This window comes from Pandoraea sp. NPDC087047 (assembly GCF_044745225.1).
In the GTDB taxonomy this organism is placed as follows: domain Bacteria; phylum Pseudomonadota; class Gammaproteobacteria; order Burkholderiales; family Burkholderiaceae; genus Pandoraea.
In genome coordinates this window covers 381,283-395,377 of record NZ_JBIUZU010000001.1, presented here as the reverse complement: position 1 = coordinate 395,377, position 14,095 = coordinate 381,283, and the positions used below count along the sequence as shown (strand labels likewise).

Below are 14,095 nucleotides of genomic sequence, written 5' to 3'. Positions count from 1 at the left end.
ACGTGGCCCGCCGTGAACGAAGGAAATCGGGATTCGTTATGCCGCATGGCGGCATAAGGATCTGTGACGAGAGGCGCGATGCCGGCCGGTGAGAGCGCCGCTTACCAGCCGTGCAATCGCGGCCACGTCTCGCTGTCGCGATCCGGATCGATCGCGTGGTACTCGGGGAATTGCGCGCCCGTCGCACAGGCGTGATTCGGCAGAATGCGCAGCAGGGTGCCGATGGGAAAGCGCGCCACGATATCGGCATCGGGCTCGCCTTCCCGAGACAGAATGCCGTGCTCCTGATTCGCACCGCTCAACACGTAGCCCGGCAGCACGCTGCCATCGATGCGGCAAACCTGTCCGTAGCCGAAATCGCGTTTCTGCTTTTGCGTGCCGCGGTCGCGACTCATGGCCATCCAGCCCGCATCGACGATGGCCCAGCCCTTGTCGGCCTGATGCCCGATCACGGTCGTGAGCACGCTGAGCGCCAGTTCGTCGGTCGTACACACGCCGACGTTGTGCATGACGAGATCGAAGAACACGTACACGCCCGCGCGGACTTCGGTCACGCCTTCGAGGTGGGCTGAGGCGAGTGCCGTCGGGGTCGAACCGACGCTTACCACCGGGCACGGCAGACCGGCTTCGCGCAGACGCGTCGCGGCTAGCACACAACCGGCGCGCTCCTGTTCGGCAATGGCCGCGAGCGCTTCGGGGGTGTCGAAGTCGTAGCTGGACCCGGCGTGCGTCATCACGCCGCCCAGCGTGGCGCCACCCCCATGGAGCACGCGCGCGACATCGAGCAGGGCGTCTTCTTCGGGACGGATGCCCGAGCGGTGCCCGTCGGTATCGATCTCGATCCACACCTCGAACGTCTCACCGAACTCCGCGCCGAACGCCACGATGGCCTGTGCGGAGGCCACGCTGTCCGTGACGATCTTCAGGTCGCAGCCGCGACGCCGCAATGCGAGGGCTGCGGGCAGCTTGCTCGCGACCATCCCCACGGCGTAGAGGATGTCGGTCACGCCGTCGTCGAAAAAGCGTGCGGCTTCCTTGAGCGTGGAGACGGTAATGCCCGTTGCGCCCGCGTCGATTTGCGCGCGCGCCACTTCCACACATTTGCTGGTTTTGACGTGAGGACGAAAGCGCACGCCGAGCGAGTCCATACGCGACTGCATGCGCTGGATGTTGTGCTGCATGCGCGGCACGTCGATGACGGCGGCAGGCGTCTCGAGCGTCTGCAACGCGGCGAGGGGGACGTTATGCATCGAGGTCATGGCGAGGTGCATCAGGCAGTGGTGTTGAAGTGGCGAATCCAGTCGAGCGCGGGTTCGAGCGTCGGGGCTTCGCTGTCGGGGGCGGGCGCGCCGTCCGGGCGGGTCAGGCCGACACGGTTATGCCAGAACGTGCGCAGCCCGACCTGCGAGGTGCCGAAGAGGTCGTAGCCCGAGCCTGCGACAAAGGCCGCATCGCTCGCGGCGACACCGAGCTGGTCGAGCGCCATGCGATACGGGCGCGGATCGGGCTTGTAGAAGCCGGCTTCTTCCGACGTGACGACGACATCCCAGTCGATGCCGAGCAACGCCGCCGCCTGATGTCCCAGCGTCTTCGAGCAGTTCGTGACGACCGCCAGTTGGCAGTGCGGGCGCAGCGCCTGCAGCAATTCGCGTGCGCCGTCCCAGGCGGGGAGCGTTAGCCACTCGGCTTCCAGCGCCTGTGGTGCCGAGAGCGGCAGACCGGTATGCGCCGCCGCTTCGCGCACCAGTTGCTCGTAGCTCACGTAAGCGCCGCAGCCATAGGTGCGGCGCAGATATTCGGCGCGCCATGCGCGGCCGGCCGTTTCGCTGCCGGCGGCGCGATTCCACACGGTCCACGAGTCGAGAAGCGCGGTTAGCAGGTCGAAGAGCACGGCGCGCGGGTACGCGTGGCTCGGTGCGGGGGATGCGTTGGACATGGAGGCCTCTGTCGTTGTGCTTTTAAGGGATGACAGGACGCAGTGTAGGAAGGATAGGCCGTGTCGTGGTTAAATTGCCGCACATCAAACATTAAGCTCAGGTGAATGATCCAGATCGAAGACCTGCGCCTGATCGAGGCGCTGTCGCAGTCGGCGTCGCTCAGTGCGGCGGCCCGCATGCTCAACGTGACGCCGCCCGCACTGTCCGCCCGCTTGCGCAAACTGGAAGCGACGCTCGGGCTGGCGCTCGCCACGCGCACGTCTCGTCAGCTCAGTCTGACGGCCGAGGGGGAGCGCCTCGCGCGTGAAGGGTCGGCACTGCTCGCGCAACTCGATGCCTTGCCCGAATCGTTTCGCCGGGAGGACAAGCGGCTGACCGGCTCGCTGCGGATTTCGGCGCCGTTCGGCTACGGCCGCCATCATGTGGCGCCGGTGCTGGCCGGTTTCGGGCTGCTCCATCCCGAGTTGAAACTGCAACTGGACTTGCGCGAGACACCGTGGCCGGACAAGCACGATTCGGACGCCGTCATCCATGTGGGAACGGTCAGGGACTCGTCGTGGATCGCGCGTGCGCTCGCGCCGAACGACCGGTGGCTGTGCGCGAGTCCCACGTATTTGCAACGCCATGGCACACCGGACGACCCGCACGCACTGTTGCAGCATCGGTGCATTTGTCTTCGGGAGAACGATGAGGACGCCACGTTGTGGCGCTTTCGGCGGCGGACGAAGACGTCGTCCGGGGCCTCGGATACGACGTCGCGGCGTGCGTCATCCCGCACTACGACGCGCGACAGCGTACGCGTCGCCGCGGCCTACACCACCAACGACGGCAGCGTGGCGCGCGAGTGGGCCGAGCAAGGGCTCGGTCTGGTGTTGCGTTCGGAGTGGGACACCCGCGAGGCCGTTGCCGCCGGACGCCTCGTGCGGGTGCTGGCCGACTGGGACTTTGACAGCGCCCCCGTCACCTTGCTCGTGCCGACGCGACGAGGTCGCACGGCGCGATTGCAGGCGCTCATGGCGTTTCTGGAAGACGCGCTGGCGGCGTCGGTGCCGGCGCGCCGGTCGCGGCGTCAGGCGGGTTGATGCGCAAGACGCGCGCTGACCGTGCGCGCCCGGTGTGCAAGCAGGCTACAAAGCACCAGCAGGGCGGCCGTCATGAAAAACACTGCCGGCAGCCCGAATATCACTGCGACCTGACCGCCGATGACGGGGCCGATCACCTGCCCGCTGAACTGCGCCGACTGTAAATAGCCGAGCAGCTTGCCGGTGCTGCGCTCGTCGACCGCATTGCGTGCGAGCTTGCCGATGGCGGGTAACAGACCGGCCAGCGTCATGCCCATCAGGACACGCAAGACCGCCAACTGCCACCACTCGGTGACGAAGGCCTGCGGCACCATCACGGCTGCCGTGGCGATCAGACACCCGACGATGACGCGCCAACTGCCGACGCGATCGGCCAATGCGCCGAGCTTCGCCGCGGTAAGTATGCTGCCCAGCGCCGAACTCGCCATGACCACGCCAGCCACGCGCGTGAGATGCGCGCTGTCTACGCCCAATTGACCGATGTAGACGGTAATGATCGGCTCGATCGACATGTTGGCGAGCAACACCATCATCCCGGTGAAAAGAATGGCGGCGATGATGCCTGCGTGTGCCTTGGGTACGCCGCCCGACGCCGCTGCCGCGGTGCGCCGCTTGCCGTCGCGCGCCGGGTCGAAGTTCTCGCGTAAGCCGAAGATGGTGAGCAGCGCGGTGATCGAGATCATCCCGGCACAAGCGAAGAACGTGCCGCGAATCCCCAGCAAGGGCGGGAGCAGGCCCCCGACGAGGGGGCCGGTCAGATTGCCCGCGAGCGCACCCGTCGAGAGCACGCCCAAGGCCCAGCCCGCACGGTCGCGCGGCGCCTGCGTGCCGATCATCACCGTCGACGCAGACGCATAGCCGCCGATCAGGCCCGTCATCAGGCGCAGCGCAACAAGTTGATAGACGTTATGGGCAATGCCGATGAGCGATGTCACGATCACCATGCCGAGCGCCGCACGGATGAGCATCGGCTTGCGGCCAAACCGGTCGGCCAGATGGCCCCAGATCGGGGCGGTCACGGCGGTGCCGAGAAACGTCGCACTGAAGGCGACGCCGGACCATTGAATGACCGCCGACTCCGATTCCACGCCGAGTTGTTTGACGTAGAGCGGCAGGAACGGCAACAACATGCTCAGGCCGGCCAGCGTGGTAAACGAGCCGAAGACGCAGATCGCCAGATTGCGTTGCCAGTAGGCGGCGTTGCGCTCTGTGTAGCTGGCGGTGGGGGTATCGGGCTGAGACGGGGGATTCACACAAACCTCTGAATTTCGCGATGTCGCGATTTAGCCATCCATCGGCGGCGCACTGCCGGCGCTGCTGCAACGGATATTGCGAGTCTAGTCCGAGCGCGTATCGACGGGTACCTCTGGCGCGCGTACGACACTCTTGCGCGGCTCGGATGAGTGCGCAAGTGTCTGCATCAGGAAATCGACGAAGGCGCGGGCGCGAGAGGGCAGTGTCTTGCCGTGCGGATACACCAGGCTCACCGGGCGGGAGCGTCCCGCGTAGTCCGGCAGCACCTCGACCAGGCGTCCCGAGGCCAGATCCTCCTCGACGTTGAACCGGTACGTCTGGAAGATTCCGCCCCCCGCCTTGGCGAGCGTGACACCGCCGAGCACATCGTCCGCACGACGAAAACTACCGCGTGCCAGGAATTCGATGTCCTCGCCTGCCGCGCGGAATAGCCACGGTATCGGGCGTCCAGTGCTCGGCAGGTCGAATTCGATGCATTCGTGCGCGGCCAGATCGTCCGGCGTCTTTGGCGTTCCCGCGCGCTTGAGATAGTTCGGATGGGCGACTACGACCAGCGCCGCGTCTTCGAGATGGCGCGCAGGCGGTGCGCTATCTGGTGCAGAACGCGTTCGTGACCGGCACGATTCTGCCGGTCGACGGCGGTTACGCGGCAGGCCGCTGATCGCTAGCGGTTGGATTCACAGGAGTCAGCCATGCCATTCGTTAGCATTCTCATCACCCGCGAGGGCAACAGCGTCGAGCAAAAGGCGCAGGTGATTCGCGAAGTCACCGAGACACTGGAGCGCGTGTTGAACAAACCGCCGCATCTCACGCATATCGTGATCGAGGAAATCGACACGGATAACTGGGGCTACGCCGGGCAAACGACCACTGACTTTCGTCGCAGGGCGGCGAACGAATAACGAACACGCCCGCCGGCCTCACTGCGCGCCCCACCGCCCTGACACCGGGCGGCGGGGCGTTGCCGTCAGAACGGCTTGGACAACGCGAGATAGAACGTGCGGCGCGGGCCGAACTGCGGTGCGCCGACACCGATGCCGGTGCCGTCACGCAGTTCGTAGACGCGGTCGAAGAGGTTGATGACCGAGAGCTTCGCGTCGAAGCGTCCCAACCCCGGCAGGTTGACCTTCTGGCCGATACCGAGGTTGACCTGGAAGTACGCCGGCAAATGCTCGCTGTTGACGAAGCCGCTGCGCAGGCCCGAACCGAAGAGCGCGTCGGTCGAGAACAGCGTCTTACCCCATTGATACGACACCCCGGCCGACGCCGTCACCTGCTGGTCGTGGTCCAGATGCACCCAGTGATTGCTGATGTAGGCGAGCTCGTCGGCGCCGAAATTGAACTGGCCCGTCTCGATGCCCTGGCCCATCGCGCGTGAGAGCGCCACGTTCAGATACGCACCGAGGTTGCCTTGACGATAGTTGACCGTCCCTTCCAGGCCGTAGATGCGGCCTTTGTCGTAGTTGAACGTCGAGTAGATCAGCGCATTGCCGAACTGGCCTTCGTCCTGCAAGTGGTTGACGCGACGGTAGTAGGCGTCAAGGCCTACCGTGATCGACGACGTCAACTGATGCGAGATCCCCAGATCGAAGTAGTCCGACCGCTCGGCGCGCACGGCGGTGTTGGCGTCAGAGGGCAGCGCGTTGGTGGTGCCCAGGAATTTCGCGACCGATGTCGTATCGATCTTCTCCGTGGCCGGCGGCGTGAAGTAGCGCGAATAGCCCGCGTGTACGCGCGTGCGGCTCGTCAGGTCGTAAGTCAGCCCGAGGCGCGGCGAGAGTTGCCCCTCGTTCGTGACGGTGTTGACGTGGTCGTAGCGCGCGCCGTAATTGATCGTCAGACGATCGGTCGCTTTCCATTCGTCCTGCAGATACAGCCCGTACGTGGTGCCGCGATCGTTGGAATTGTCCACGATGGTGATCGGCGTGCCGCTCGTCTGCGCGCCACTGTCGTCGGCAGGGAACACGTTCGACGTGTTATCGACGCTGAAATGCTCCTGCTGCACGAACAGACCGAAGCGCAAGGTGTGACGGTCAGTCAGCTTGTAGCTGCTGTCGGCCTGAATGCCGTAAGCCTCGTTACGACGCGTGATGTTGGAAGCAACGCCGTTGTAGACCAGATCGCCGATCGGGTCCGGCGTGTAATCCACACGGCTGGTGCGATGGAACAGCGAGATCTGCGTGTCGAGTTGCGGCGATACATGGCTCTGCCACGACAGCACCTGGAAGTCGGTGAGTTCGCGTTGATGCGCGTTGAGGCTCGCCGAGTCGGGGATCGTGCCGTTGTCCAGCGTGAACTGCGGGGAGACGCCCGGCAGGTTCGGAATCTGAAAGCGGTTGTTGGCCGTGCCGAACATGAACGAGACACGGTTATCGGGGTTCAGCAGATAGGACATCATGCCGAACGCGTTCGTCTGGTTCGTGTGATCGTGAATCGCGTTGCGGTCCCCCGTCGGATTCTCGATCCCCATGTCGTTGGCCGACACGCGCGCGCTGAAGTAATAGCTGAGCGCGCCCTTGGTGCCGTACAACTGAGTGTTGACCTCGCGGTCCGCGTGGCTGCCGAACACGACGCCGACTTCGCCGCCGAAAGCCTTGGGGGGCTCGCCGGTGTCGTCATCGAGGCCAGGCGAGCCCTTGGTGTGAATGTCGACGATGCCCGCCGTGCGATATCCGAACTGCGCCGGGAGTGCGCCGGTGATCAGGTTGATCTGCGAAGCAATGCGCGCGTCGATAGCCTGACCGAAGCCGCTGATCGCCTCCGGAATGATTACGCCGTCGATCCGGTATTGCAGATTGGCGTGGTCGCCGCGCACATGCAATTGACCGTACGAGTCCTGCACCACGCCCGGTGCCTGCAACAGCACCTGATTGAGCGGGGTATTCGTGCCAAGGGGCAGCGTCTGGATATCGGTCTGGTCGAAGTTGTAGACGGAGCTGCCGGTGTCGGGCGAGAGCGCGTTGCGTGCAGCGTCGAGTCGCTTGGCGGAGACGGTCGTGCCCGATAGCGAGACGTTGGCGTCGCTATTGGCGGTGTTGCCCCCGGCTTGCGGCGATGCAACCTGTGCGTGTGCGTTGACGACGAATGCGCACGCCGCCGCGGAGGCGAGAGCGTGACGGGTGAACGTGCCGAAGCGGGTGGCGCGGACGGAGCGGGGAGCGTGGGTGGCGCGAATGGAACGGGAAAAACGGTTGGAGCGGGCAGACATGCCGGACCTCAGTGTGCTTAGCGTGTGGACGCCGTGCGACCGGTGGCAGACTCGCCAACGTTGGCGAGCCGCGACCTGCGACGGCGAATGTTCTGATTCAGACAAACGGCACTGAGGCGCGGGGCGGGTCGCGATTACGCGTGGGTCCGCGTGATGCGGAGCGCACATGCACTGGCGCAGCAGGCGGGTAATGCCACCCGCGCGAGAGCGGGAGCGACGCGAAGACAGGTAGCGCCGGCAGCGCCACGTCCACGGCAATGAACGCGAGACACTGCTCGCAGATGCCGTTCTCATCCCCGTCCGGCGAGTCCGGCAGTGCATGCTGGTGCGCCGGGTCGACTGACGACGCGACCGGCCCCGTGGCCGAGGCAGCCGCGAGCGCGGCCGCCGTGTGGAACACCACGTGCCGCGCAAGCGCAATCTGCGAGACGAGCACGCAGACGATCAGCCATAGAGGAAGCCAGCGGCGATGCATGAGCCGAAGAGGATTGGGACGTAAAAACGAGAGAACGAGGGAGCCACGGCGCGTTGCGGCGCCGCGCAGACAGTTAAACGCAACTCAATTGCAATGCAACTGAGTTGCGAATTCTGTCACATTCGCGGTGGCTTTGCCAAGTTGGAAAGCCGAACGGGAGAGTGCCGCGACGCAGACGCCGGATGAAAAACGGGATGGCGGCGGGGCTGCGTCGGGATGAATACCGAGGTTTGTGCTGGGATTTGTCGCGGGATCTGTGCCCGACTTGAAGCGTTGGGCACGTCGGGCGTGTCAGGCAAGCGGCTGGCGCAGCGTTGCGTCGGCCACGCGTATCGGGCGCGGGATCAGTTTGAGTTGAAGGAACGTGTCGGCAATACGTTGCTGCGCGGCCAACACCGGTTCCGAGACCGGCTTGTAGATGTGGGCGTAGTGACGCAGTCCTTTCTCGATGATTTTCGCGTCGAGGCCTTGAATCGGCGCAAGTTTGGCCGCGGCGGCAGCATAGTCGCCGCGAATTTCCTGACCGGTCTGGCTCAGCGAGTCGAGCGTCGCCTTGATCACGTCGCCTCGTTTTTCCGCAAAGGCGCGCTGGCTGAGGAAGAACTGATGGTGATCCGCTGCACCTTCGGCATTGGCGAGCAGACGCACGGGGCTTTGATCGATGACGGCCGTGAGGAACGGGTCCCAGATGGCCCAGGCGTCGACCGCTCCACGCTCGAGCGCGGCACGGGCGTCGGCCGGTGCGAGAAACACAGGACTGATGTCGCCGTAATCCAGGCCGTGTTTGCGCAACAAGGCGACGAGGAACCAGTGGACGTCAGAGCCCTTATTGAAGGCCACGCGTTTGCCCCGCAGATCGGCGACCGTCCTGATCGGTGAGCTATTGGCGACGACCACGCCTTCGGCGAGCGGCGTCGGAATTTCGTAGGCGCTATAGACGAAGTCGGCCCCAGCGGCTTGCGCGAAGACCGGCGGCGCTTCGCCCACGTAACCGAAGTCAATGGCCCCGACGTTCAACGCCTCGAGCAACTGGGGACCCGCCGCAAACTCGGCCCATGTCACCTCCACGCCAAGCGGGCGCAGACGCGCTTCGAGCGACCCATTGGCCTTGGCCAGCACCAGCGTGCTGGCGGCTTTCTGATACCCGATGCGGAATTTGCCGGGCTCGTAAGCCGCGTGGGCGGACAGCGAGGGCAGTGCGAGAGAGGCCGCAGTGGCGCCCAGCGCGTTGAGGAATTGGCGGCGTGAGAGGTGGTTGAGCGGTTTCATGGACGTTGCCCCCGTTTGGAATTGGCTGATTGGGACGGATTATCCGGGCCGGTTCCGCGTGGGCAACGAAGCGATTCTGCTTTAGATATTCATGGTGGCGCGTCCAACGTCATACGCCGTCGGCGGGTGCGTCCACGATCAACGCGGAGTTCACGAGCCGGATGCGCTGATCGACGAAGTAGCCCCCGCCTTCCTGATAACGCAGATAGAGGCGGCCGCATTCCCGGCATCGGCAGACGTTCGCGCGGTTGTATGGGAAGTAGCGCGGCGCGATGGGGGCGTCGACGGCCCAGTACGACGTGCCGTCCGGATGGTATTCGCTGAACGTCGGCTCTTCGGCATCGTGCTGTGCCAGCAATGTGCCGATGGCTTCGAGCTGCGTGTCAGGCAGGGAGTTGGGAAGACTCGCCCAACCGTCGAGCGGCGTCTTCGTACATTGGCAAGTGGTAGCAACGATGCCGGCCGACTCGGCGAGAGCGACGAGCGCGGCATGATCTAGGTAGGGAAGATGACTCATGTGGGGTGTCCGATTGCCTGAGTGCCGTCGTTGCAACGGATCAGCGCGTGCGATATCACGGGGTCCGACATGGTAGCGCGGCGTGACTGAGCAGGCACAGCGCACCGTCGCAAACCATGGAAATTCGCAGGACTGTCACAAAAGAACGCCGTCTCTGATATATGATATTCGCTATATATCGACATATATAACGGAGTTCAGGCTGTGAAGAAGACGGCGTTTTCCGCGCGCGTTGCCGCGACGATGAAGTTGATGTTGTGTGTCGGCGCGACGATGGCGATGACGATGCCGGCGCATGCCGACGAGATGTTCCGCGTGGCGTACGCCGGTTCGATGGGGGTGGTGATGGACAAGGCGCTCGGGCCCGCCTTCGCGCAGCGCGAGCATGTAACGTACCAGGGGCAGGGCGAAGGCGCTTACGGACTGGCGCGTCTGCTCGCTTCGGGGCGTTCGACGGCCGACGTGTTCGTCTCGATCACGCCGGGACCGATGGCCATTCTCAAGGACGCGGGACTGATCGACGAGGCCGTGCCCGTCGCCAGCACGCGTATGGTCATCGCCTATAACCCGAAGGGGCGCTTCGGCAAAGCCTTCCGTCTCGCGGGCACCGACGCTGCGCATCCGGCCTGGTGGAAAGTGCTGCAAACCCCGGGGCTTCGTTTTGGCCGCACGGACCCGGCTACCGACCCGCAAGGTCAGAACATCGTCTTCACGCTGATGCTTGCCCAGAAATACTACGATCAGGCGGGACTCGCGCAGTCGGTGCTCGGTGACATTCGCAATCCGCAGCAAGTCTTCGGCGAGGGCGGTTTGCTCACGCGACTGGAGGCGGGGCAGGTCGATGCCGCCTCGGGCTACGAAAGCGCGACGCGCTCGGCCAGGCTGCCGTATGTGGCGTTGCCCGACGAAATCAATCTGAGCAATCCGGTGTTCGCGAAGACGTGGTACGACACGGTGTCGTTCACGTTGCCCGCGGCCGACGGCAAGGCCAAGACCGTCCGCCCGCAACCGCTCGTGTTTTACGCGGCCAGGCTGAAGAACGCAGCGAACCCCAAAGCGGCGGACGACTTCCTCTCGTTCATGACGTCCGCACAGGGACAACAACTGTTCGACGAGAACGGTTACGGCAGGCCCAAGGGCGACGCGCTTTATCACTGATCGACGGACCGGCCTATGCAGAAGGGGATCGATGGCGTGCCCGCCGAGACGGGCCGGCGTCTGCGCCTCAGTGGGTGGCGCGGTCTGGGCAGTGGATTGGGGCGGCTCGGCGAAAGCATCACATGGTCGCTGCTCCTCGTGCCGTTCATTGCGCTGGCCGTCGAGACACCGTGGCGGCACTTCCGCCTCGCCTATGGCGACTGGGATGCCGTGGCCGTCTCGATGGGACTGTCGTGCCTGTCAATGGCGATCATCGTTGCGCTCGGCACACGGGGCGCGTACTGGATGGCGTCGACACGCTCACGTATTGCCAGTGTCGCGGAGGTGCTCGTTCTCGTCGCCCTCATGACACCACCGCTCGCCATGGGCATTCTGCTCGCGACGGCTTACGGGCCGGTCGGCACGTTCGGGACGATGCTCGCTCGCGGCGGCATTCTGCTCGGCAACAATGCCCCGGCGTTCGTGTTGTCTCAAGTCTATGGCGGGTTGCCGTATTTCATCCTCGCCGCCCGCGCGGCGTTCGAAACCGTGCCGCTGGTATTGCCGATGGCTGCGCGCAGTCTCGGCGCTACGCCCTGGCAGGTCTTCCGGCGCGTCACGCTGCCGCTCGCTTGCGGGGGGCTGGCGGCCGGGCTCGTCGTCGCGTGGGTGCGGGTGATCGGCGAGTTCGGCATCGTCATGATCTTTGCCTATTTCCCGCAGGGCATTCCGGTCAAGCTGTACGTCAATTTGCAGAACGACGGACTCGGCGCTGTCTATGCGCTGCTATGGCTGTTGCTGGTAGTGGCGCTCCCGTTGCCGATCTTCGTGCTGATGCTGACGCGACGCCGTCATCGAGAACGTCACACGAGCGACGATTCCGTGTTCTAACCCGAAGCACGCCGTGCCCCCCGCAAACGCACACAGGCTTCCGATTACTTGGCGGCCATGCACTCGACTTCGACGCGCGCATCGAAGGCCATGCCATTCACGCCGAAGGCGCTTCTGGCCGGATATTTGCCTTGCGTGAAATAGGTCTTGTAAATTTCGTTGAAGGCGGGCCATTCCTTCATATCGGCGAGGAATACCGTGCACTTGACCACATTGTCCATCGCGTAGCCATTCGTTTCGAGAATGGTCCTGATGTTGCGCATCATCTGATGCGATTCGGCCTTCACTCCCCCTGGAGCGAGTTTCTGCGTTTCTGGCACGATGCCGAGTTGGCCCGACAGATAGAGTGTGTTTCCGACCTTAACGGCTTCCGTAAAGGGGAACGACCCTTTCAGGACCTTGCCCGAATTCAGGTACTGCGGCTCGGCTGCGACGGCAGACGCAGCGACGGTGGCAAGAACAGTGGCAATCAACGTACGGATTTTATTCATAAAGCGCCTCAACAGTATCAAATCATCAAGCACCTGCGGCTACCGTTGCCTGCTGCCGGATACCATCGCCTCGCGACGCTTAACGAATATGGTGATCCCCACTGTTCCTATCGCCCATCATTCGGGGGCGATCAAGTCATCGTCGTGGTTTGTCGGTTAAATTATTTTTAGTCCGAATTATTGTTGCAGAGGACACGGCACGTAAAGGCGCCCACTCGCGCGACATCGAAAAACACGGGGCTTTCTCGCGGTGGATTTGATGATATGTGTCGGTACGCTTTCAGTAAATTGATAACGCGTCGCCCCCCACTTTTTGGGAACAATAGCAAGCATGAAACGGGGGGATGCCCTTGATTGAATCGAGCCGCATAGCGAACCGCCCCAGGCGCGAAGCGTTTGCCAACCGGCCCGTGGGCCGACTACCGGCGAGCTGACTGGCGGCGCGTACGACTGCGCCGCGAACGGCTTTACAGTGAGCGCTCGATGGCCTGACCGAGTAACGACAGTCCCAGATCGAGTTCCGCTTCGCTGACGGTGAGCGGCGGTGCAATGCGAAACACGCCGCCCATGCCGGGCAGTTGCACGATGTTCATGCTCAGGCCGAGGTTCATGCACTCGCGCGTGATCTTTGCGCCGAGCCCGTCTGCGGGCGCCTTGGTGCGCCGGTCGTTGACGATCTCCATGCCGAGCAGCAAGCCCCGCCCGCGCACATCGCCCACGCAATCGAATCGCTCCATCAGGCCCAGCAGGCCGTTGCGTAGTCGCTCGCCCATGACATTGGCGCGCGCGACCAGTCCGTCGCGCGCGACCACGTCGAGCACGCGAAGCCCGACGGCCGCCGGCAGCGGATCGGAGACGTGGGTCGTGTAGAACAGATAGCCGCGCTCGTGCGCCCGCGCCTCGATCTCGGTGGACGTGACGATGGCCGCGAGGGGCAGACCGGCGCCGAGCGTCTTGGAGAGCGTCAGGATGTCCGGCGTCACGCCGTCACGCTCGAACGCGAACATGGTGCCGGTGCGTCCGATCCCTGTCTGCGCTTCGTCGAGAATCAGCAGCATGCCGCGCTCCTCGCACTTGCGCTTGAGCGCCGCCAGATAGCCCGGCGGCAGTTCGATGATGCCGCCCGAGCTCAGAATCGGCTCGGCGATGAAGGCCGCGAGATTGCCGCTGGACTGGCGGTCGATCAGATCGAACGCATAGTCCAGCTCCGCGAGATAGTCGTACTGACCGGCCGGACCGAAGCGCGGGTGATACGTGAACGGCGCCGGAATCGCGAAAGAACCGACGGCGGCCGGACCGACACCCTTGCGTCCCGCGCTGTAGGTGGCGGAGGCCGCTGCGCCCGTCATGCCGTGCCACGACTGTGCGAATCCCACGATCTCGTACTTGCCGGTGACGAGCTTGGCCATGCGAATGGCGGCCTCGTTCGACTCGGCGCCCGTGCTCAGCAACATCACCCTGTCGAGGCCCGCCGGCGTGATGTCGGCCAGACGTTTGGCGAGATCGACAACCGGGCGCGAGAGCATGCCGCTAAAGAGATGATCGAGCTTACCGATGGCGTCGGTGACGACCGAGACGATGTCCGGATGGCTATGACCGAGCACCGCACTCATCTGACCGGAGGTGAAGTCGAGAATGGCTCGCCCGTCGGCGTCGTAGACGAAGCTGCCTTGCGCGCGCTCGACGATCATCGGCTCGAACGTGCCACCGTAACGGATCAGATGCTGCCGGGCATTGCGCCAGAAATCGGCGTCTTGATTATTGGACACGCGGGAATCTCCGATAGAAGTCAGGCACACGCGAATTGACGCGCAGGGGCAACCACCGCTTGCAG

At 64.1% G+C, this 14,095-nt stretch carries 14 protein-coding genes; 4 read left to right on the top strand and 10 right to left on the bottom strand.

Going from position 1 to position 14,095, the window contains the following annotated elements; translation table 11 throughout:
* Positions 1–101 precede the first annotated feature (101 nt).
* Both ACIPHM_RS01640 and ACIPHM_RS01635 read right to left on the bottom strand, forming a co-directional pair.
* The gene (locus ACIPHM_RS01640) at positions 102–1,259 is read right to left on the bottom strand and encodes a DSD1 family PLP-dependent enzyme (protein ID WP_400323814.1); all 1,158 of its coding nucleotides are present in this window, start codon (positions 1,257–1,259) and stop codon (positions 102–104) included.
* Between the two features lie 11 nt (positions 1,260–1,270).
* A complete protein-coding gene (locus ACIPHM_RS01635) occupies positions 1,271–1,936 on the bottom strand; it encodes an HAD family hydrolase (protein WP_400323811.1) in 666 nt (221 codons plus the stop codon).
* A gap of 105 nt (positions 1,937–2,041) precedes the next feature.
* On the opposite strand from ACIPHM_RS01635, the gene ACIPHM_RS01630 reads away from it, so the two are divergent.
* Positions 2,042–3,019: a LysR family transcriptional regulator gene (locus tag ACIPHM_RS01630; protein WP_400323808.1), complete on the top strand. Its 978-nt coding sequence runs from the start codon at positions 2,042–2,044 to the stop codon at positions 3,017–3,019.
* On the opposite strand, the gene ACIPHM_RS01625 is transcribed toward ACIPHM_RS01630, so the two are convergent.
* Positions 3,007–4,272 carry an MFS transporter gene (locus ACIPHM_RS01625; RefSeq protein ID WP_400323805.1) on the bottom strand — a complete coding sequence of 422 codons (1,266 nt, stop codon included), beginning with the start codon at positions 4,270–4,272 and terminating at the stop codon, positions 3,007–3,009. The genes ACIPHM_RS01630 and ACIPHM_RS01625 overlap by 13 nt on opposite strands.
* Positions 4,273–4,356: 84 nt before the next feature.
* Positions 4,357–4,827: a substrate binding domain-containing protein gene (locus ACIPHM_RS01620; RefSeq protein WP_400324300.1), complete on the bottom strand. Its 471-nt coding sequence runs from the start codon at positions 4,825–4,827 to the stop codon at positions 4,357–4,359.
* A gap of 138 nt (positions 4,828–4,965) precedes the next feature.
* Between ACIPHM_RS01620 and ACIPHM_RS01615 the strand changes: the two genes are divergently transcribed.
* The gene (locus ACIPHM_RS01615; RefSeq protein WP_400323802.1) at positions 4,966–5,175 is read left to right on the top strand and encodes a 4-oxalocrotonate tautomerase family protein; all 210 of its coding nucleotides are present in this window, start codon (positions 4,966–4,968) and stop codon (positions 5,173–5,175) included.
* 65 nt (positions 5,176–5,240) lie between these two features.
* On the opposite strand, the gene ACIPHM_RS01610 is transcribed toward ACIPHM_RS01615, so the two are convergent.
* The 4 genes from ACIPHM_RS01610 to ACIPHM_RS01595 all read right to left on the bottom strand — a co-directional run bounded on the left by ACIPHM_RS01610 (position 5,241) and on the right by ACIPHM_RS01595 (position 9,742).
* Positions 5,241–7,481 carry a TonB-dependent receptor gene (locus tag ACIPHM_RS01610; protein ID WP_400323799.1) on the bottom strand — a complete coding sequence of 747 codons (2,241 nt, stop codon included), beginning with the start codon at positions 7,479–7,481 and terminating at the stop codon, positions 5,241–5,243.
* 97 nt (positions 7,482–7,578) lie between these two features.
* On the bottom strand, positions 7,579–7,956 hold the full coding sequence (locus tag ACIPHM_RS01605) for a hypothetical protein (protein WP_400323796.1): 378 nt from the start codon (positions 7,954–7,956) through the stop codon (positions 7,579–7,581).
* Positions 7,957–8,247: 291 nt separating this feature from the next.
* A complete protein-coding gene (locus ACIPHM_RS01600) occupies positions 8,248–9,225 on the bottom strand; it encodes an aliphatic sulfonate ABC transporter substrate-binding protein (protein WP_400323793.1) in 978 nt (325 codons plus the stop codon).
* 109 nt (positions 9,226–9,334) lie between these two features.
* Complete coding sequence (locus ACIPHM_RS01595; protein ID WP_400323791.1) at positions 9,335–9,742, bottom strand: hypothetical protein; 408 nt, start codon at positions 9,740–9,742, stop codon at positions 9,335–9,337.
* 204 nt (positions 9,743–9,946) lie between these two features.
* Between ACIPHM_RS01595 and ACIPHM_RS01590 the strand changes: the two genes are divergently transcribed.
* Positions 9,947–10,900: an extracellular solute-binding protein gene (locus ACIPHM_RS01590; protein ID WP_400323788.1), complete on the top strand. Its 954-nt coding sequence runs from the start codon at positions 9,947–9,949 to the stop codon at positions 10,898–10,900.
* A gap of 15 nt (positions 10,901–10,915) precedes the next feature.
* Positions 10,916–11,770 carry a molybdate ABC transporter permease subunit gene (locus ACIPHM_RS01585; RefSeq protein WP_400323785.1) on the top strand — a complete coding sequence of 285 codons (855 nt, stop codon included), beginning with the start codon at positions 10,916–10,918 and terminating at the stop codon, positions 11,768–11,770.
* Between the two features lie 44 nt (positions 11,771–11,814).
* Here the strand turns inward: ACIPHM_RS01585 and ACIPHM_RS01580 are convergent, their stop codons facing one another.
* Both ACIPHM_RS01580 and ACIPHM_RS01575 read right to left on the bottom strand, forming a co-directional pair.
* Positions 11,815–12,294, bottom strand: a complete 480-nt coding sequence (locus tag ACIPHM_RS01580) for a RidA family protein (RefSeq protein WP_400323782.1) — start codon at positions 12,292–12,294, stop codon at positions 11,815–11,817.
* Between the two features lie 434 nt (positions 12,295–12,728).
* The gene (locus tag ACIPHM_RS01575) at positions 12,729–14,030 is read right to left on the bottom strand and encodes an aspartate aminotransferase family protein (protein ID WP_400323779.1); all 1,302 of its coding nucleotides are present in this window, start codon (positions 14,028–14,030) and stop codon (positions 12,729–12,731) included.
* Between the last annotated feature and the right edge of the window lie 65 nt (positions 14,031–14,095).